An 18,102-nucleotide genomic window follows, 5' to 3' on the forward strand; every position below is an offset into this window, starting at 1 on the left:
GGGGGTCGACGTGTTCCGGGCCGCCGCCCCGGAATCGGACGCCCCGTCACGCATAGTGCGGGCAGGGCACGGACGCACCCGGGCCGGGCCCGCACCCCGTGCGAAGGAGCCGCCGCGTGCCCGACGAAGCGTCACCCGCCACAGCCCCAGCCCCGGAGACCGCCACCTCCGCCCGGCCCCGGCGGCGCGGCCCGCGGCTCTCCCGGCGGGCGCTGCTCCTCGCGCTCACCGGCGCCGCCGCCCTCGCGGCCGCCGCCTCGCCCGCGACGGCCGGCACGCGGCCCCGGCGGACCACCCCCCTCGCCCCGCCCGTCGGCCGGGTCGACGAACTCCTCGCCCGGCTCACCCTCGACGAGAAGGTCTCCCTCCTCCACGGCGCCGCCGACCCCGCGAGCCTCGGCCAGGCCGGCCACGTCCCCGGCGTGCCCCGGCTGGGCATCCCGCCGCTCCGCCTCGCCGACGGACCCGCCGGCATCCGCGTCCGCCGCACCGCGACCGCCCTGCCCGCACCCGTCATGCTCGCCGCCGCCTTCGACCCCGGCCTCGCCCGCGCCTACGGCCGGGTCATCGGCCGCGAGGGCCGCGCCCTCGGCCAGGACGTGCTGCTCGCCCCCATGGCCAACCTCATCCGTACCCCGTACGCGGGACGGAACTTCGAGACCTTCTCCGAGGACCCGCTCCTCACCGCCGACCTCGTCGCCGAGGAGATCCGCGGCATCCAGGCCGAGGGCCTCGTCGCCACCGTCAAGCACTTCGCCCTCAACAACCAGGAGCGCGACCGCACCACCGTCGACGTCCGCGCCGGCGAACAGACCCTGCACGAGACCGAGCTGCGCGCCTTCGAAGCCGCCGTGGCCGCCGGAGCGGGCGCCGTCATGGCCGCGTACAACAAGGTCGACGGCGTCCACGCCGCCGAGAACGCGACCCTGCTCACCGGGATCCTGCGCGACCGCTGGGGCTTCGACGGCTGGGTCATGAGCGACTGGGACGCCGTCCACACGACAGGCCCCGCGCTCGCCGCCGGACTCGACATGGAGATGCCCGGCGGCTCCCATTACGGCGACGCCCTGCGCACCGCCGTCCGCGCGGGCCTGATCGACGAGGCCACCGTCGACCGCTCCGTACGCCGGATCCTCTCCGTACGCGAGCGCTTCGGGCTCCTCGACGCCCCACCGTCGCGCCCCGCCAGGGACGCCGCCTCCGGGGCCCGGCTCGCCCTGCGGGTCGCCGTCGCCGGGGCGACCCTCCTGCGCAACGAACGCGGAGCCCTGCCGCTCACCGACCGGGCCGCCCGCTCCCTCGCCGTCCTCGGGCCCACGGCCTCCGTGCCCTTCGTCAGCGGCGGCGGCAGCGCCCATGTCGTCCCCGACGCGGCACCCAGCCCCCTGGACGCGATCCGCGCCAGGGCCGGGGAGGACGGCTCCGTCGCGTACGCCGTGGGGGAGGACCTCTTCGGGCGCCCGCTGCCGCCGCTGTCACCCGCCGTCGACCTGGAGGGCGTGGACGTCGCCGCCGGCGCCACCTGGACCCGTACGGTCACGCTGACCGCCACCGACCCCGACGAGTGGACCTTCCTCGTCCACTACAGCGGCCCCCGGCCCACCGTCACCCTCGACGGCACCGAGCTCTTCCCCGTCGGACAGGGCGTCGCCGAGTACTTCGTGGGCGGCCTCCTCGGCCGGGCGCCCGACGGGCTCGACGTCCGGCGTGCCACCCGGCGCCTCGCCGCCGGACCGCACGAGCTGACCGTCACCGCCCGCGGCGGCCCCGCCGGTCAGCTCTTCCGGCTCCGCGCCGTCACCGGGGCGACCCGCGCCGCCGACCTGACCGAGGCCGTACGGGTCGCGCGGGCCGCGCACAGCGTCGTGCTCTTCGCCTACGAGGACGCCACCGAGGGCCAGGACCGCGTGACCCTCGCCCTCCCCGGCCACCAGGAGGCCCTGATCGAGGCGGTGACTGCGGCCAACGCCCGTACCACCGTCGTCCTCAACACCTCGTCGGCCGTCACCATGCCGTGGCGGGAACGGACCGCCGCCGTCCTCCAGATGTACTACCCCGGGCAGGAGGGCGCGGCCGCCACCACGGCCGTCCTCTTCGGCGACGCCGACCCCGGCGGGCGCCTCACCCAGACCTTCCCGGCGGCCGAGGACCGCCACCCCACGGCCGGGGACCCGCGCCGCTACCCGGGCGAGGGCGGGGTGGAGGAGTACAGGGAAGGGGTGCACGTCGGCCACCGCTGGTACGAGGCGGAGGGCGTCGTCCCGCTCTTCCCCTTCGGGCACGGCCTCTCGTACACGACCTTCCGGTACGAGGATCTGACCGTCGCCCCCGGTGCCGCGGAAGGGCTGGACGTCACCTTCACCGTCCGCAACACCGGCCGCCGGGACGGCGTCGAGGTCGCCCAGGTCTACGTCGGCCCCTCCCCGGACCTGACCGCCCTCGGCGTCGACCAGCCGCGCTCCGCCCTCGCCGGCTACCGCCGCCTGGAGCTCGCGGCCGGCGCACGGCGGCGGGTGACCGTCCATGTCACCGCCCGCACCCTGTCCTCCTGGGACACCGCACGGCACGGGTGGCTCTTCGGCACGGGCCGCCGGACCGTCCGCGTCGGCTCCTCCTCGGCCGACCCCGGCCTCAGCCTCGGCGTCGAGGTCCGCCCCTCCTGACCGGGTAGGCTGCCCCGGCGTGCCCGACGCGGTGCACGCCGGGCGGCCGACACGGGAGGAACCGCGTTGCACGTGCAGGAATGGCTGGAGACGATCCCGGCGGTCGCGATCTACGCGCTGGTGGGCGTGGTGATCGGTCTGGAGAGCCTGGGCATCCCGCTGCCCGGCGAGATCGTGCTCGTGAGCTCGGCGCTGCTCGCCTCGCAGCACGGTGACATCAACCCGTGGGTGCTCGGCGCCTGCGCCACCGCCGGCGCGATCATCGGCGACTCGATCGGCTACGCCATCGGCCGCAAGGGCGGCAGGCCCCTGCTCGCCTGGCTGGGGAAGAGGTTCCCGAAGCACTTCAGCGAGGCCAACATCGGGCTCGCCGAGCGCTCCTTCGAGAAGTGGGGCATGTGGGCGGTCTTCTTCGGCCGCTTCATCGCCCTGCTGCGCATCTTCGCCGGGCCCCTCGCGGGCGTCCTGCACATGCCGTACTGGAAGTTCCTCATCGCCAACGTCTTCGGCGGCATCCTCTGGGCCGGCGGCACCACGGCCGTCATCTACTCGGTGGGCATCGTCGCCGAGGCCTGGCTCAAGCGCTTCTCCTGGCTGGGCCTCGTCCTCGCCGTGGTGATCGGCGTCGCCTCGATGCTGATCATCAAGAACCGCGCCAAGAAGGCGGCGGCGGAGCGGCCGGACGCCGTGGAGCCCGAGCCGGTCACCGTCGGGGACTGAGCCTGACGGCAGGACGGAGAAGAGGGCGGCACCCCGCGCGGGGTGCCGCCCTCCTTCACGTACGGAGCGTACGGCTCGGGCTTCGTCAGGCCTCGAAGGCCTCCGCGTGGCTCTTCGCGAGGTGCAGGTACACCTCGGCGTTCAGCTTGATGCCCGCCTTCTCCTCCTCGGTGAGCGGGCGGCGGACCTTCGCCGGGACGCCGGCGACCAGCGAACCCGGCGGCACCTGCATGCCCTGCGGGACGAGCGCCTGGGCGGCGACGAGCGAGCCCGCGCCGATCCGGGCCCCGTTGAGGACCGTCGCGCCCATGCCGACGAGCACGTCGTCCTCGATCACACAGCCGTGCACGGTGGCGTTGTGGCCGACGGTCACCCGGGCCCCGATCGAGACGGGGAAGCCGGGGTCGACGTGGACCGTGGAGTTGTCCTGGATGTTGGAGTCCTCGCCGATCGCGATGGGACCGCAGTCCGCCCGCAGCACGGTGTGGTACCAGATGTTGGCGCGGGCGCCGAGGGTCACCTCGCCCAGCACCACCGAGGTCGGGGCCGTGAACGCGGTCGGGTCGATCTGCGGCTCCTTACCGCCCACACCCTTGATCAACGCCTCTGCCATGGTTCGCTCCTGATCGTTCAGCCGTCGTGTCACGCCCGGGGGTGGCCCCCGGCCGCACCCTATGCGGTGCCCATGACCGACATCACAGCGCACCGCACTGATCAGGCACGACGGCGCCGACTACCGTGGCCGGGTGCCCAGGAACAGAAACACGTTCTCATCCCTCGCCGCCTGGCGGCGCAGGGCCGTCGCCGCTGCCGTGCAGGGTGCCTGGCGCTGGGCGCAGCAGGCCGGTTCCGTCACCGCCGAGCACCCGGGGAAGCTGCGCTTCCGCCGCCTCGGCGCGGGGACCCGGCTCGCCTTCCCGCAGGGCACGGTCTTCGGCGAGCCGTGGATCGAGATCGGCGAGTGCTGCATCATCGCCGAACAGGTCACCCTCACGGCGGGGATGCTGCCGGGCCTCGACCTCGGCACGGAGACGGTCCTGACCCTCGGCGACGGGGTGGTCCTCGGGCGCGGCAGCCACGTCATCGCCGACACCACGGTGACCATCGGCTCGGACACCTACTGCGGCCCATACGTCTACATCACCTCGACCAACCACAGCTACGACGACCCCGACGAGCCCATCGGCCGCCAGTGGCCCCGCTCGGAGCCGGTCTCCATCGGGCCCGGCTGCTGGCTCGGCACGGGAGCGGTGATCCTGCCCGGCGCGCGCATCGGCCGGAACGTGGTCGTCGCCGCGGGCGCGGTCGTACGCGGCGAGGTGCCGGACCACTCGGTGGTGGCGGGCGCCCCGGCCAGGGTCGTCCGCAGCTGGGACCCGGAGAAGGGCTGGCAGCCGCCGCTGCGCACCCCGGCCCCCCAGCCGATCCCGGAGCACGTGACCTCGGAACAGCTCGCGGCGCTCGCGGCCTGGGAGGTCGAACAGGCGGGCACGTCCTCGTAGGCCGTGTCCCGCCGGTCGGTTCGCCGGGACGTAGGGCCGCTGCCGTTCGCCAAGACGTCGGGCCGCTGCCGTTCGCCGGGGCGTCAGGCCGCTGCCAGGAGGACCGTGCCGCCGAGGGCGAGGGCCGCGCCGGCCGCCTGGACCGGGCGGAGGCGTTCCTTCAGGACCGCGAACGCGGCCAGGGCCGTGACGACGGGGTAGAGGCTGGCGAGGACCGCGGCGACCACGACCGGCCCCTGCTGGGCGGCGATGGCGTACGTCCCGTTGGCCGCGACGTCCGCGAGGCCGACGAAGGCGAGGGCGGGCAGGGCCGCGCGGATGACGGCGGGACCGCCCTCGGGGAGGGCCCGGCCGCCGCGGCGCACGGAGACGTACAGGGCGCCGCCGCCCACCAGGACGTTGGTGACGCGCTGGACGAGCAGGGCGAGGAACAGGCCGGTGACGGTGGTGGAGGACTCCGCGATGAGGGCCATCACCGAGCCGAAGCCGAAGGCCGCGAACAGGGTGAGCAGGACCGCCTGGCGCTGCACGGGGGCGCCGCGCAGCTCGGGGCCGCCCGCGAGGGTCACGCCGACGATCGCCACGACGACGCCGGCGAGCTGGAGGAGCCCGGGACGGTCGCCGAGGAACAGGCCGACCGAGACGGGGACGACGACACCGAGCGAACCGAGCGGCGAGACCACGCCCATGGGGCCGAGGGCCAGTGCCTTGTAGAAGGCGAGCATGGCCGCCGGGCCGACGACTCCGGCCCCGACCGCGTACCAGAGCTGGGGGCCCGCCTCGGTCCAGGCTCCGGTCGCGAGGACGAGGGTGCCGAGGACGAGGACCGCGAGGACCTGGGAGACCACGACGACCGTGAGGGCCGGGATCCGGCGCGTGAGGAGCCCGCCGCCGAAGTCGGCGAGACCCCAGAGCAGGGCGGTGGCCAGGGCGAACAGGGCGGTCATGGATCCTCGCAGTCGCGTGCGGCAGCACGCAGTACAGTGCAGTGAACAGTCGGGTACAGCCCACCGTAGTTCAGTGCATTGAACTCTGTCATCCAAAATATTGGACGGAATGTGTCGGACCTCGATCAGCTCACGCAGTCGCTCGCCCGGAACCTGAAGCGCTGGCGCAAGGAGCGGGGCTTCACCCTGGACGCGCTCGCCGCCCGGGCCGGGGTCAGCCGAGGCATGATCATCCAGATCGAGCAGGCCAGGACCAACCCCAGCGTCGGCACCACCGTGAAGCTGGCGGACGCCCTCGGCGTCTCCATCACGACCCTCCTCGACTACGAGCAGGGCCCCCAGGTCCGACTGGTCCCGCCAGACCAGGCCGTCCGCATGTGGTCCACCTCGACCGGCAGCCACACCACCCTCCTCGTCGGCACCGAGGCCCGCGGACCGCTGGAGCTCTGGTCCTGGACCCTGATGCCCGGCGAGGGCAGCGACTCCGACCCGCACCCGGACGGCACCACCGAGCTCCTGCACGTCACCGCCGGGGTCCTCACCCTCGTCGTCGACGAGGTGGAGCACACGATGCCGGCCGGCACGTCCGCGGTCTTCGAGGCCAACGTGTCGCACGCCTACCGCAACGACGGCGACGAGACGGTCGAGATGACGATGGCCGTCTCCATCCCGCCCGCACGCTGAGACGGACGACCGCGAACCGGGCGCCGGTTGTTAGCGTGACACGCATGCGCGCACCCATCGGAGACTTCGACAACGCCCGCCCCGCCCCCGACTGCCTCGACGAGCTCACCGGACCCGTCGCCGCCGCCCTCCGCGCCTGGCGTGGCCCCGTACCGGCCGACCAGCTCGTGTACGTGGACACCGACCCGGCCGTCGCCGACACCGCCGCGTTCGTGGAGCACTACGGGCCCACGCTGCTCGACGAGTCCGCCAACTGCGTCGTCGTCGCGGGCAGGCGGGGCGAGACGACGACCCTGGCCGCCTGTGTCGTGAAGTCGGCGACCCGGGTCGACGTCAACGGGGTCGTACGCAAGCACCTCGGCGCCCGCAAGGCCTCGTTCGCGCCGATGGACACCGCGACCGGCGAGACCGGCATGGAGTACGGCGGCATCACCCCCGTCGGCCTCCCGGCCGACTGGGCCCTCCTCGTCGACGCCGCCGTCGTGGACACCGAGTGGGTCCTCGTCGGCAGCGGCCGCAGGCGCGGCAAGCTGATCGTGCCGGGCAAGGCCTTCGCCCAACTCCCCGGCGCGATCGTCCTGGAGGGCCTCGGTCTCCCGCTCGCCTGAGGCGGGGAGCGGTTCGGCCCGTCTCGGGTCGGTCAGCCGAGGCGCGGAATCTCGATCGCGGGGCAGCGGTCCATGACCATGTCGAGCCCCGCCTCACGGGTCCGGGCGAAGGCGGCCTCGTCGATCACGTCCAGCTGGAACCAGACCGCCTTGGCGCCGATCGCGACCGCCTCGTCGGCGACCGCGCCCGCCAGCTCGCTGTTCACGAACACGTCCACGACGTCGACCGGGAACGGGATGTCGGCCAGCGTGGCGTAGCCCTTCTCCCCGTGGACCGTCTCGGCCTTCGGGTGGACGGGGACTATCCGCTTGCCGTAACGCTGGAGGACGGCCGCGACTCCGTAGGCGGCTCGTCGCTCGTTCGACGACAGGCCGACGACTGCCCAGGTGTCGCCGCTCCGGGTGAGGATCTGGCGGATTGTCTCCGGGGTCCCGTGCACGCGCTGCCTCCTGAGGGCCGTGGCTCGACGGCGCCGCCCTGGTGCCGTCGACGTGTTCAACAGGCGTGGTCGCGGTGGGATTCCCGCTCGCCAACATGACTGTTCCGTAAGGGTGTTGGCGTCATATCGTCTTGACTGCGGCGCTCTCTCCGAGGTCAGGTCGTCTCGGACGAGTGACCCACGAGGACGGGAGTGCGTACGCGATGGCCGAGGTGACGGTGCAGGTGCCGACGGGGCGGCCCGGTGACGAGCCGGTGCTGGTGCGGATCAGGGAGGCCGAGGACGCGGACGCGGTCACCCGGGTCGGACGCGGTGCGCGGGCCGCCGTCCAGGCCTCGCGCACCCTCGACCAGATGTTGGACGCGGTGCGGCCCGTCGCGGAGAGCTTCGTGTCCCGCTTCACGCAGATGGAGAACCCTCCGGACGAGATCGGCCTGGAATTCGGCATCTCCCTCACCGCGGGTGCCGACGTCGTCATCGCGACGACGGGGACCGAGGCGAACTTCACGGTCACCCTGAACTGGTCGGACATCTCCCGCCGAGCCGGCTGAGCGGGAGCGGACGAGCCATGACCGAGCGGCACCCCTCCCACGACGCGATCGCCGAGGAGGCGCTCGCCGCCGCCACGGTGCGGATCACCGGCCCGGCGGGCGTCGCCGGTGTCGGCGTACTGATCGCCCCCGAGCTCGTCCTGACCTGCGCCCACGTCGTCACCGACGCCGCCGGTCTGCCGCGCGGACACACCGAGCCGCCCCGCGGCACGTTGGCCGTGCGGCTGCTCCAGGCCCACGGTGACGCGGAGTCCGTCACCGCCCGCGTCCGGGACTGGGTGCCCGAGCAGCCGGACGGCCGAGGAGACCTCGCGGTGCTCCGCCTCGGCGGCGCCCTGCCCGGCGCGCGTCCCGTCGTCATGGCCGACCCGCCCTCGACGATGGCGCACCGGGCCCTCGTCCTCGGGCTGCCCGACAACGTGGCCGAGGGAGGCTGGCACACCGCCACGCTCCACGGACGGACCGGTATCGGCTGGCTGCAGATGTCCCCGGACGGCGCCTCGGACCCGATCCGCCCCGGCTTCAGCGGCGCGGGCGTGTGGGACAAGGAGACCGGCGCCGTGGTGGGCGTCGTCACGGCGACCGCCTCCCGGCCCGGCGGCCAGAGCTTCTGCATCCCGACACGGACCATCACCGAGCAGATACCGGCACTCGCCGGACTGCTGGCCCCACGGTCCCCGTTCCCCGGTCTGCACGCCTTCACCGAGGACGACACCCGCGACTTCTTCGGCCGGGACGCCGACGTCGCCGCGGTCCTCGGACTCCTGGAGGCAGGCGGACCGACCGGCTGCACCACGCTGACCGGACCCTCGGGGTCCGGCAAGTCCTCCGTCCTCATGGCCGGCGTCGTACCGCGCCTCAGGGAACAGGGCGTCGAGGTCGTCCTGGTGCGTGCCGTCTCCGGACGACGGATCGCCCCGCCGCCGGCCCCGCCGGCCGACGGCGGACACCGGCGCGTGGTCGTGGCCGTCGACCAGGCCGAAGCCCTCCTCACCCTGCCGGACGGCGAGCTGAGCGACACCGTCGGCCGGCTCCTGGAGGCCGCGGCGCGCCCCGGTACGGAGGTGCTCACGGTCGTCCGCTCCGATTTCCAGGACGCGATGCTCAGCCACCCCGAACTGGGCCGGCTCGTAGGCGGTGCGCCCGCCCACCAGCTGGGGCCGATGACCGTGCGGCAGCTGACCGAAGCCGTCGTGCGACCGCTGGAAGGGATACCCGGCGTCGAGTACGGCGCAGGGCTCGCGGCCCGGATCGTCGAGGACACCGTCGGGCGGCCCGGCGCGCTGCCGCTACTCGGGTTCCTCCTGGAGACGCTCTGGGAGCAGCGCCGCGGCGGGCACCTCCGGTTCGACGTCTACGAGCAACTCGGCGGCGTCGGCCGCGCCCTCGGCGAGCGGGCGGACGCGGCCTGGGACGACGTACGGGGCGGGGATCCCTCGCCGGCCGCGAGGAGTCTGCTGCGTGCACTCGTGCGGATCCCGCCGGGGACGCGGACGGCGCTGCGGGCGCGACTGCTCCGACGCGACGCGGGCGAGGAACGGTGGGCCGTGGCCCGCGCGCTGGCCGACTCCCGCATCCTCGTGCTCGGCGTGGACGAGGAGGGACGCGAGACGGTGGAGCTCGCGCACGAGGCGCTCATCGCGCACTGGCGCCCCCTGACCGAGCTGCTCGCCGAGGACCGCGCCTTCCTGGAGTGGCTGGGCACACTGCGCTACGACGGGCAGCGCTGGCGGCGGGAGGGCAGGCCCGACGGCCACCTCCTGGAGGATCCCGCGCTGGCCCTGGCCGAGGAGCGACTCGCGGAGCAGGGGGACGAACTCACGCAGGACGACCGCGAGTTCATCCGGCGCAGCGGGGAACTGCGCGACCGCAGAGGCAGGGAGGCCGCGCGGAGCGCCACCCGCGCGCGACGGGTGCGGCTGCTCACCGCGATCGTCGCCGTCGTCTCCTCCCTGGCGCTGGTCGTGGGGGCCTTCCTCTACCGGGGCATGGTCGCGGAGCAGCGGCGGCTCACCTCCGACCGGCTGGCCCAGCAGGCTGCCTCGCTCGACGGCGTGTCACTCACCACCTCGTCGCTGTTCGCCGTCGGGGCCTACCGCGCCGCGGACCGGCAGCCGGCCCGCTCGACGCTGATCGCCCAGGAACTGCGGATGAGAGACGTCGACCGTGTCGTCATGGAGGGCAGGTCCGATGTCAGGGCCCTCTCCTTCACCGGTTCCGGTGAGCAGGTGTACGCCCTCCTGGACGGCGGCGACGTCGTCCAGCTCGACCTGCGCACGGCCGACGCCGAGCGGCCCGAGCCGTGGGCCCGGACGCGTACCGGCGACAACGCGCGCTTCGCCGTCTCGCCGAACGGTCGTGTCATGGCGAGGTCGAGCGAATGGGGCGTCGTCTCCCTCGGTGTCCACGCCTCCGAGGAGGCGGCCTTCGACCACGGGGCGAAGGTGCGGTACGTCCCGCTGCGCGGGGCCGAGGCCGCGAAGAAGAACCCGCGCCCCGCGAGTGACCTCCGCTTCGACGGCGGCGGGGACCGGGTCCTCGCCGCGATCCGTCGGGAAGGGGTGCTCGTGTGGCGCACCGCCGACGGCGGCCGCGTCGGCCGGACGCTCACCCCGCCGAAGGGCTGGGACGCGGTCGAGGCATGGTTCGGGACGGACGGCACGGTCGTGAGCCGGATCGTGCCCGCCGGTGCGGCCCGGGACGACGCGCCCGGCCGCCTGCTGGCCTGGGACCTCGCGACGGGAGCGCCGAAGCGTCCCTGGGGCGAGCGGGCGGCCGCCTCCGCGACCGTCAGCGGCGACGGCCGGACCCTGGTGACCTGCACAGCGCAGGGCACCCTCGAAGTGTGGCGGCTCGGCCGCGAGCCGCGGCGCTCACACACGTACACCACCACGACGGTGGAGGTCTGCCCGCTCCACGTGCCCCGGCTCGACACCACCGGGCGCTACCTCGTCAACCCGGTGGGCCGCATGGGCGGCGACCTCGGCCGGATGCGCTTCCTCGTCGTCGACCTGGAGAAAGGCTGGCCCGGTACGTTCGACGTGCCGTCCCCCGCACCCGAGGACGCCTCCGTCACGGGCCGGAACGGCTTTCCGGCGGTGGCCATCAACGGCCCGCCGGACGACCTGCGGGCCGCCGTCGCGGTCGGCGGAAGCATCGTCACCGCACGGGTCCGTCCTCCGGACGCCTTCGACACCAACGTCCTGCTCAGCGGCTTCCGCACCGCGGACGGGGAACACAGGCGCCTCGCGGTCGTCGACGCCACGGGCGGTGTGCTCCAGCTGTGGGACCTGAAGACCCGCGCGCTGATGGGCTCCGCCCGGTCGCCGAAACCGCTGGCCCGCTCGTACACCACCTTCAGCCCCGACGGATCCCGCGTTCTGACCGTCACCGAGGACCGGCGCAGCATGCTCGTCTGGCGGCTGACCGAAGGCGCGTCCGGACCCGGCACCACGCACACCCTCACGAGGGAGCACGAGCTGGAGCTGCCGGCCCCGCCCGATCTCACCGCCAAGGGACCCGATCCGCTGACCGGGCTCACCCCGTCGTGGATCGTCACCTCCTTCGCCGACGACCGGCACGCTGTGATCTCGGGGCTCTCCTACATGTCGCGCTGGGACCTCGACACCGGGCGGCAGGACGGCAGACCGTACCGACCCTCGGAGCAGGAGAAGTGGGCGCTCGCCGGGGCGGCGGCGGGCACCTGGGGCGCCGCCGTGCCCGGCACGCGCAAGGCGGTCGTGCGGACCGTCGGAGAGGTCGGCGGCTGGGACTTCGACACGGGCGAGTACACCCGGTGGATCGCGCGCGGGGACCACGGCGAATCCGTCCGCGGCCTGCTCGTCTCCCCGGACGGGAAACGGCTCGCGGTGCACTACGCGGGCGGATCCGTCCGGATCTGGGACATCGGGCGCAAGGCGTGGGAGGGCGTGCTCACCGGCGACGGCGTGTACGCGCTCGGCCGCTTCCTCGACGAGCGGGGCGACACTCTGCACACGATGACCCGCGCCGGCGAGCAAGTGGTCTGGGACACCCGGGACAAGACCATGCGGTACCGCTACTGGGTGCGCTTCGACACGACGCTGTCGCCGAACTCGACCGGCGAGCGGATCACCGCGGTCGAGGGGTCCCGCCCCTACACCGTCCCTCTCGACGCGGAGGCGTCGATCGAGCGGCTCTGTGCGCTCGCCCAGCGCGGACCGACGCAGGCGGAGAGGGAACGGGCCGGGGACAGCGAGGAGTTCGCCGAGGCGTGCGGGTCGGGTTGATGGGGACGCGGAGGGGATCGGGACGGGGATGGGGACAGGGACGGGGGACGGGGGACGGATGGGGATGGGGACAGGGACGGGGGACGGAGATGAGGGCGGGGGCTGACGCCCCGTCCTCATCCCTCATCGCGTCCTCGTCAGCCGCCCCAGGCGAGCCGCTCCTCCTCGCGCGGTGCCTCGACCAGGGTCGGGCTGCCCGGCCCGAAGGTCATCACCGGGCGGGCCGCGTCCCACGGACGCCAGCCCGGATCGCCGGTCGTGGCGAAGGCCACCCAGGCGGCGTGCATGGCCGTGGCCAGGTCCTGGGGGGCGTCCGGGCCCGTCAGCGCGCGCGTCTCCGGCAGGTCGAGCGTGTCGAAGACGAAGCCGAGCTCCAGCGCGTGGCAGGCACGGAGATCGAGGACGGGGGAGGGCCAGCCGAACTCGTACAGATAGGTCGCGGACTTTCCGGAGTGCAGCCGGAAGTCCGCCAGCATGTTCAGCGGGACCCGCAGCAGCCGGTCCGTCACGATCGCGCCCAGGACCTCGCCCGGCTTCTCCTGCGGCCGGCGCTCCCGGTACACCTTCGCCGTGCTGGACGCTATCTGTCCCTTCCGTAGCAGGAGCCGCTGGATCAACGGCCCCACCCGGTCGGCCTGTCCGCCCGGTACGAACCAGAGCCGGTACTCGTCCGTGTTCGTGCCCATCAGCAGTTCCACGTCTGCCGAAGCGCCGTCCGCGAGCGCGTCCCCCGGATCCTCCGGCACGACGTCGCCGTCCACGGCGATGAAGAAGGGGTTGCCGGAGATCAACGGTGATCCCTTGTCCGTCACCGCGGTCTGCGCCGCGAGCAGCCGCTCCGGGTCCACACGGGCGAACGCCTCCGCCGTCGCCGGCACCTTGAGCCGCGCGGCGATCGCCTCGGTGGTCCTCCGGGCTTTGGCGATCGACCGGGCGGTCGGCGAGCCGCTCTGCAGCACGGCCCGCCGGAACAGGCCCTTCGCGAGCGGCGAGGCCAGCAGGGCGGCGACCGATATCGCACCGGCCGACTCGCCGAACACGGTGACCCGGTCCGGGTCCCCGCCGAAGGCCGCGATGTTCTCCCGTACCCAGGTCAGTGCGGCGATCTGGTCGCGCAGACCGATATTGGTGGGCGCGTCGGGGAAGACCCCGAACCCTTCGATGCCGAGGCGGTAGTTGATCGAGACGAGGACGACGCCGTCCCGGGCGAAGGCGGTGCCGTCGTAGACGGGGAGCGCCGAGGAGCCGTGGACCAGCGACCCGCCGTGGATCCAGACCATGACGGGGCGCCCGCCCTCGCCGGTGCCGCCGTCGCCGGGGCCCTCCCCGCGGGGACCGGTGGCCGGCCAGGGGGCCCAGACGTTGAGGTTGAGGCAGTCGTCGCCCGCCACCTCGGGGTCGGGGAGCAGCGCGGCGAGCGGCGGGGCGTACGGGCGCTTCGGCGCCGTCGGCCCGAAGGCGGTGGCCTCCCGGATCCCGTCCCAGGCCTCCGCCGGCTGCGGCGCGCGGAACCGCAACTCCCCGACGGGGGCCTGCGCGTAGGGGATGCCGAGGAAGGACGCCACGCCGTCCTTCAGGGCGCCCCGCAGAATGCCGTTCCTCGTGCGGGCCCCGGGACCGTCCGGGACGTGCTCCGCGACGTGCTCCGACATCGATTCACCTTTCCTCGGGTCGACGGTGACGCACCGTCCAGATCATGCGGTTAAGGGAGGGCTTGCGGTCAACCCCCCTACACCAGGGCCCTCTTGAGGACCTTGCCGGTCGGGCCGAGCGGCAACGCCTCGACGAAGCGCACGATCCGCGGGTACTTGTGACGGCCGAGGCGCTCCCGCGACCACTCCACGAGCTCCTCCTCCGAGAGCGGGGCCGCGCCGTCCCGGCGTACCACCACCGCGCAGACCTCCTCGCCCTTCGCGTCGTCGGGGACGCCGATCACCGCGACCTCCGAGACCGAGGGATGGCGCACGAGCACCTCCTCGACCTCGCGCGGGTAGATGTTGAAGCCGCCCCGGATGACCAGGTCCTTCTTCCGGTCCACGATCCGCAGGAAACCGTCCTCGTCCAGGACGCCCAGGTCTCCCGTACGGAACCAGCCGTCCACGATCGCGGCGGCCGTCGCCGCGGCGTCGTCGAGGTACCCCGCGAAGACGTTGTGCCCGCGCACCACGACCTCCCCGACCTCGCCGTCCGCGAGCGGCACGATCTCCCGCTCCACGGCGGCGTCCGCGATCCCCACCTCCACACCCCACACCGGGTGCCCGACCGTCCCCGGCCTGCGGCCGTGGTGCGGCTGGTTGAAGGTGGCGACCGGTGACGTCTCCGTCAGGCCGTACCCCTCGAGGACCTGCGTGCGGAAGGTCTCCTCGAAGCGCTCCAGGACGGCGACCGGGAGGGCCGCGCCGCCCGAGACGGCGGCGCGCAGGGCCGTCGGGCGCCGATCGGAGACCGCGGCGGCCTCCACGAGCGCGTGGTACATCGTCGGCACCCCCATGAAGACCGTCACGCCCTCGGCGGCGAGCACCTCCAGGGCCGCCGGGCCGCTGAACCGGGGCATCAGCACGAGCGTCGCGCCCTGGCGCAGCGTCCCGTTCATCGCGCAGGTCTGGCCGTAGCTGTGGAAGAGCGGCAGACAGCCGAGGACGACGTCGCCCTCTGCGAGCCCGAGGAGGTCCCGTGAGGTCACGGAGGCGTTCATGACGATGTTGAGGTGGGTCAGCAGGGCTCCCTTGGGGCGGCCCGTCGTCCCGCTCGTGTAGAGGATCACGGCCGCGTCCGAGGGGTCGGCAGGCTCGGCGGCGGGCAGCGGCTCGGCCGCCGAGGGTGCTCCCTGGAACGCCCGCACCCCGGCCGCCCGCGCGGCCTCGTCGGCCACCGCCCACAGCGGCCCGCCGCTCACGACGCCCACCGCGCCGCTGTGCTCCAGGACGTACCGCACCTCGTCGGCGACGAGCAGCGCGTGGACCGGCACGACGGTCACGCCGGCCGCCAGCGCGCCGTAGTACACGCGGAGGAACTCGGTCGTGTTCGGCAGGAGCACGGCCAGCCGGTCACCCGGTTTCAGACCCGCCTCCCGCAGCCCGGCCGCGCAGCGGAGCGCCTCCGTCCACAGCTCGCGGTAGGTGAGCCGGGCCGCGCCCTCGACGACCGCGATCCGGTCGGGGAAGTGACGGGCCGACTCGCCCAGGACGCCGGCGACGCTCAGTGACATGACACGCTCCAGAGACGCGGAGTTAACAGCGCTTTGACGATCGGCTGACACGGCAAAGAATCCGACGCCGCCCCGCCCGGATGCCATGTGCAGGTGCCCACCATGTGCCGCCTCGGGGTGGGCAGCGGCCCCGCTGCCGTGCGCGACCCGTGGCATTCGCCAAATCCCGGGGCTACGGTGCGAGCCATGACGCACAGCCCGGCCGCCCCCTTCCCCGGCGGCGAACCCCGCGCGAAGGCCACGCGCCCGGACGCCGGTCCCGGCCCGGGTGCCCCCGGCCGGGACCGCTCGGACCGTCGGGAAGCCCCGCGCCCCGATCGCCAGGACGCCCCGCGGCCCGATCGCCCCGATCGCCACGACCGAGCCGACGCCCCGCGCTCCGGCGAGCCCCGCCCTGCCTCCGCCGCTGTCCGCCCTGCTTCCCCCGCCGCCGCCCGCCCTGCTTCCCCCTTCGCCGCCGCCCGCCCCGCCTCCGTCGCCTCCGCGCGGCTCGCCGCCTCGCGTTCCGGCTCGCCGCGCTCCGGTGGAGCGCATACGCCGCTCGGGTCCGACGCCGGGTCCGGGGCGCTGCGTCGCGCGCTGTCCACGACGATGCTCGCCGACGTCGACCGGCTCACCGACCGGGCCGTCGACGACATCCGCGCCCACTCGGGCACGTACGCCGCCGACGCCCCCGTCACCCGCGACGACCTCTGGGAGATCTGCCGCGACAACCTCCTGCGCGCCCTGGAGGACTTCGGTGGCCTCGCCCCGACCGGCGGCGACTTCGAGCGGGCGGCCCGCGAGACCGGCCGCCGCCGCGCCGAGCAGGGCGTCCCTCTCGACACCGTGCTCCAGGCGTACCGGCGCGGCGGCCGGGTCCTCTGGCAGGTCATGGCCGAGCACCTCAGGGCCCGGGCCGGCCGGGAGGCCGACAGCCGGGACGTCGAGCTCGACATGGCGAGCGGCGTCTGGGAGACGATCGACCGCTACTCCGTCGCGATGGCCGACGAGTACCGGCTCGCCCAGCTGGAGCTCCAGAGCCGCCAGGACACCCGGCGCGTCGCCCTGTTCGAGGCGCTGCTCGACGGCCGCGCCGACGACCCCGCCGTGGCCTCGGCAGCGGCCGCCGCGCTCGGCGTCCCCGCGTACGACCGGTACGTCGTCGTGGTCGCCGCCCAGGACCCGGCCGCCCCGCCGCACCCGGCGCCCGTCCTGGAGGCGCGGGGGATGTGGTCGTTCTGGCGGCCCCGCTCCGGCCGGTACGCCGGGATCGTCCGGCTGCCGCGCCGGGACACCCCCGCCGGTGGCCCGGCCGCAGGCCCCCGGGGCTCCGCCGACCCGGCCGCGCACGCCCTCCTCGACGTCCTGCGGGAGCTGACCGGTGCCACGGCCGGGATCTCCCCGGAGTTCGAGCGGCTCTCCCACGCGGGCCGCGCCCTCCGGCTCGCCGAGCAGACGCTCCGTACCCTCCCGGCGGGCAGCGGGGAGGCGGCCGCCTTCGACGACCGGCTCGCGCAGGTGCTCCTCAGCGGCCGCTCCGACATCGCCGAGCGGATCGTCACGGTCCACCTCGGACCCGTCCTCGCCACCGGCGGCGAGCGGGCCGCGCTCCTGACGACGCTGCGGGTCTGGCTGGACCACGGCTGCTCCGCCGCCCGGGCCGCGGAGCTGCTGTACTGCCACCGCAACACCGTCCTCAACCGCATCGGCCGCATCGCCGAGCTCACGGGCCGCTCCAGCGAGTCCGGCGAGGCGCGCCTCGGCTGGGCCCTCGCGCTGCGCGCCCTGCCGTACGCGGGCCTGGGGGACTCTCCCGAACCGGCCGCCGGGGAGTACGAGGTGGACGGAACGTAGGCTGGCGGGATGCAGGAGCAGTACCGCACGCTCGCCCGCGAGGGTGTCCACGAGACCGAGATCAACCGCTCGCGCTTCCTCTGCGCGCTCGCCCCCGTCGCCGACGAGCGGGAGGCGCAGGACTTCGTCGCGCGCGTCCGAAAGGAGCACCCCACCGCCACGCACAACTGCTTCGCCTACGTCCTGGGCGCCGACGCCTCCGTGCAGAAGGCGAGCGACGACGGCGAGCCCGGCGGCACGGCGGGCGTGCCGATGCTCCAGATGCTCCTGCGCCGTGAGATGCGTTACGTCGCCGCCGTCGTCACCCGCTACTACGGCGGCGTGAAACTCGGCGCGGGCGGTCTCATCCGCGCGTACGGCGGGGTCGTCGGCGAGGCCCTCGACGAGCTCGGCACCGTGACCCGGCAGCGCTTCCGGCTCGCCACCGTCACCGTCGACCACCAGCGCGCCGGGAAGCTGGAGAACGACCTGCGGGCGACCGGCCGCGCCGTCCGGGACGTGCGGTACGCCGAGGCCGTCACGATCGAGATCGGCCTCCCTGACGCCGACGTCCCCGCCTTCCGGGCCTGGCTCGCCGACACCACGGCGGGCACGGCGCTGCTCGCCCTCGGCGGCGAGGCGTACGGCGACGCCTGAGCGCCGCACACCCTCCCCGGCGCCCCGCCCGGAATCCCG

General features: G+C 74.3%; 14 protein-coding genes. 9 read left to right on the forward strand and 5 right to left on the reverse strand.

All coding sequences use genetic code 11. The annotated features are described in order from the left end of the window. Positions 1 to 116: 116 nt before the first annotated feature. Together SGA01_RS35490 and SGA01_RS35495 are read left to right on the forward strand one after the other, a co-directional pair. A complete protein-coding gene (locus SGA01_RS35490) occupies positions 117 to 2,663 on the forward strand; it encodes a beta-glucosidase family protein (RefSeq protein ID WP_141302011.1) in 2,547 nt (848 codons plus the stop codon). Between the two features lie 66 nt (positions 2,664 to 2,729). Further along, positions 2,730 to 3,383, forward strand: a complete 654-nt coding sequence (locus SGA01_RS35495) for a DedA family protein (RefSeq protein WP_141302013.1) — start codon at positions 2,730 to 2,732, stop codon at positions 3,381 to 3,383. An 85-nt stretch (positions 3,384 to 3,468) separates the two neighbouring features. Here the strand turns inward: SGA01_RS35495 and SGA01_RS35500 are convergent, their stop codons facing one another. After that, positions 3,469 to 3,996 carry a gamma carbonic anhydrase family protein gene (locus SGA01_RS35500; RefSeq protein ID WP_055644734.1) on the reverse strand — a complete coding sequence of 176 codons (528 nt, stop codon included), beginning with the start codon at positions 3,994 to 3,996 and terminating at the stop codon, positions 3,469 to 3,471. A gap of 133 nt (positions 3,997 to 4,129) precedes the next feature. Here SGA01_RS35500 and SGA01_RS35505 point away from each other — a divergent pair, with 133 nt between their 5' ends. Further along, positions 4,130 to 4,885 carry an acyltransferase gene (locus tag SGA01_RS35505; RefSeq protein ID WP_141302015.1) on the forward strand — a complete coding sequence of 252 codons (756 nt, stop codon included), beginning with the start codon at positions 4,130 to 4,132 and terminating at the stop codon, positions 4,883 to 4,885. Positions 4,886 to 4,968: 83 nt separating this feature from the next. Here the strand turns inward: SGA01_RS35505 and SGA01_RS35510 are convergent, their stop codons facing one another. Continuing rightward, positions 4,969 to 5,832, reverse strand: a complete 864-nt coding sequence (locus SGA01_RS35510) for an EamA family transporter (RefSeq protein ID WP_141302017.1) — start codon at positions 5,830 to 5,832, stop codon at positions 4,969 to 4,971. Between the two features lie 111 nt (positions 5,833 to 5,943). On the opposite strand from SGA01_RS35510, the gene SGA01_RS35515 reads away from it, so the two are divergent. Together SGA01_RS35515 and SGA01_RS35520 are read left to right on the forward strand one after the other, a co-directional pair. Next, entirely contained in the window at positions 5,944 to 6,516 is a 573-nt protein-coding gene (locus tag SGA01_RS35515) for a helix-turn-helix domain-containing protein (RefSeq protein ID WP_141302019.1), read from the forward strand. A gap of 44 nt (positions 6,517 to 6,560) precedes the next feature. Continuing rightward, positions 6,561 to 7,124 (forward strand): YbaK/EbsC family protein, encoded by a 564-nt coding sequence (locus tag SGA01_RS35520; protein WP_141302021.1) that lies wholly within the window; start codon positions 6,561 to 6,563, stop codon positions 7,122 to 7,124. Positions 7,125 to 7,156: 32 nt separating this feature from the next. Here SGA01_RS35520 and SGA01_RS35525 read toward each other — a convergent pair whose 3' ends face one another. Then, on the reverse strand, positions 7,157 to 7,564 hold the full coding sequence (locus tag SGA01_RS35525; RefSeq protein WP_141302023.1) for a CoA-binding protein: 408 nt from the start codon (positions 7,562 to 7,564) through the stop codon (positions 7,157 to 7,159). A 173-nt stretch (positions 7,565 to 7,737) separates the two neighbouring features. Between SGA01_RS35525 and SGA01_RS35530 the strand changes: the two genes are divergently transcribed. After that, the gene (locus tag SGA01_RS35530; RefSeq protein WP_229918341.1) at positions 7,738 to 8,115 is read left to right on the forward strand and encodes a CU044_2847 family protein; all 378 of its coding nucleotides are present in this window, start codon (positions 7,738 to 7,740) and stop codon (positions 8,113 to 8,115) included. A 17-nt stretch (positions 8,116 to 8,132) separates the two neighbouring features. Beyond that, complete coding sequence (locus SGA01_RS35535; protein WP_141302025.1) at positions 8,133 to 12,383, forward strand: nSTAND1 domain-containing NTPase; 4,251 nt, start codon at positions 8,133 to 8,135, stop codon at positions 12,381 to 12,383. A gap of 137 nt (positions 12,384 to 12,520) precedes the next feature. Here SGA01_RS35535 and SGA01_RS35540 read toward each other — a convergent pair whose 3' ends face one another. Together SGA01_RS35540 and SGA01_RS35545 are read right to left on the reverse strand one after the other, a co-directional pair. Beyond that, on the reverse strand, positions 12,521 to 14,035 hold the full coding sequence (locus tag SGA01_RS35540) for a carboxylesterase/lipase family protein (protein ID WP_141302027.1): 1,515 nt from the start codon (positions 14,033 to 14,035) through the stop codon (positions 12,521 to 12,523). 77 nt (positions 14,036 to 14,112) lie between these two features. Continuing rightward, entirely contained in the window at positions 14,113 to 15,591 is a 1,479-nt protein-coding gene (locus SGA01_RS35545) for a long-chain-fatty-acid--CoA ligase (RefSeq protein WP_141302029.1), read from the reverse strand. Positions 15,592 to 15,777: 186 nt separating this feature from the next. On the opposite strand from SGA01_RS35545, the gene SGA01_RS35550 reads away from it, so the two are divergent. Both SGA01_RS35550 and SGA01_RS35555 read left to right on the forward strand, forming a co-directional pair. Next, complete coding sequence (locus SGA01_RS35550) at positions 15,778 to 17,427, forward strand: RsbRD N-terminal domain-containing protein (protein ID WP_229918342.1); 1,650 nt, start codon at positions 15,778 to 15,780, stop codon at positions 17,425 to 17,427. Positions 17,428 to 17,436: 9 nt separating this feature from the next. Then, positions 17,437 to 18,063 carry a YigZ family protein gene (locus SGA01_RS35555; protein WP_141302031.1) on the forward strand — a complete coding sequence of 209 codons (627 nt, stop codon included), beginning with the start codon at positions 17,437 to 17,439 and terminating at the stop codon, positions 18,061 to 18,063. Positions 18,064 to 18,102 lie beyond the last annotated feature (39 nt).

The sequence above is a fragment of the Streptomyces gardneri genome (assembly GCF_006539185.1).
In the GTDB taxonomy this organism is placed as follows: Bacteria; Actinomycetota; Actinomycetes; order Streptomycetales; family Streptomycetaceae; genus Streptomyces; species Streptomyces gardneri.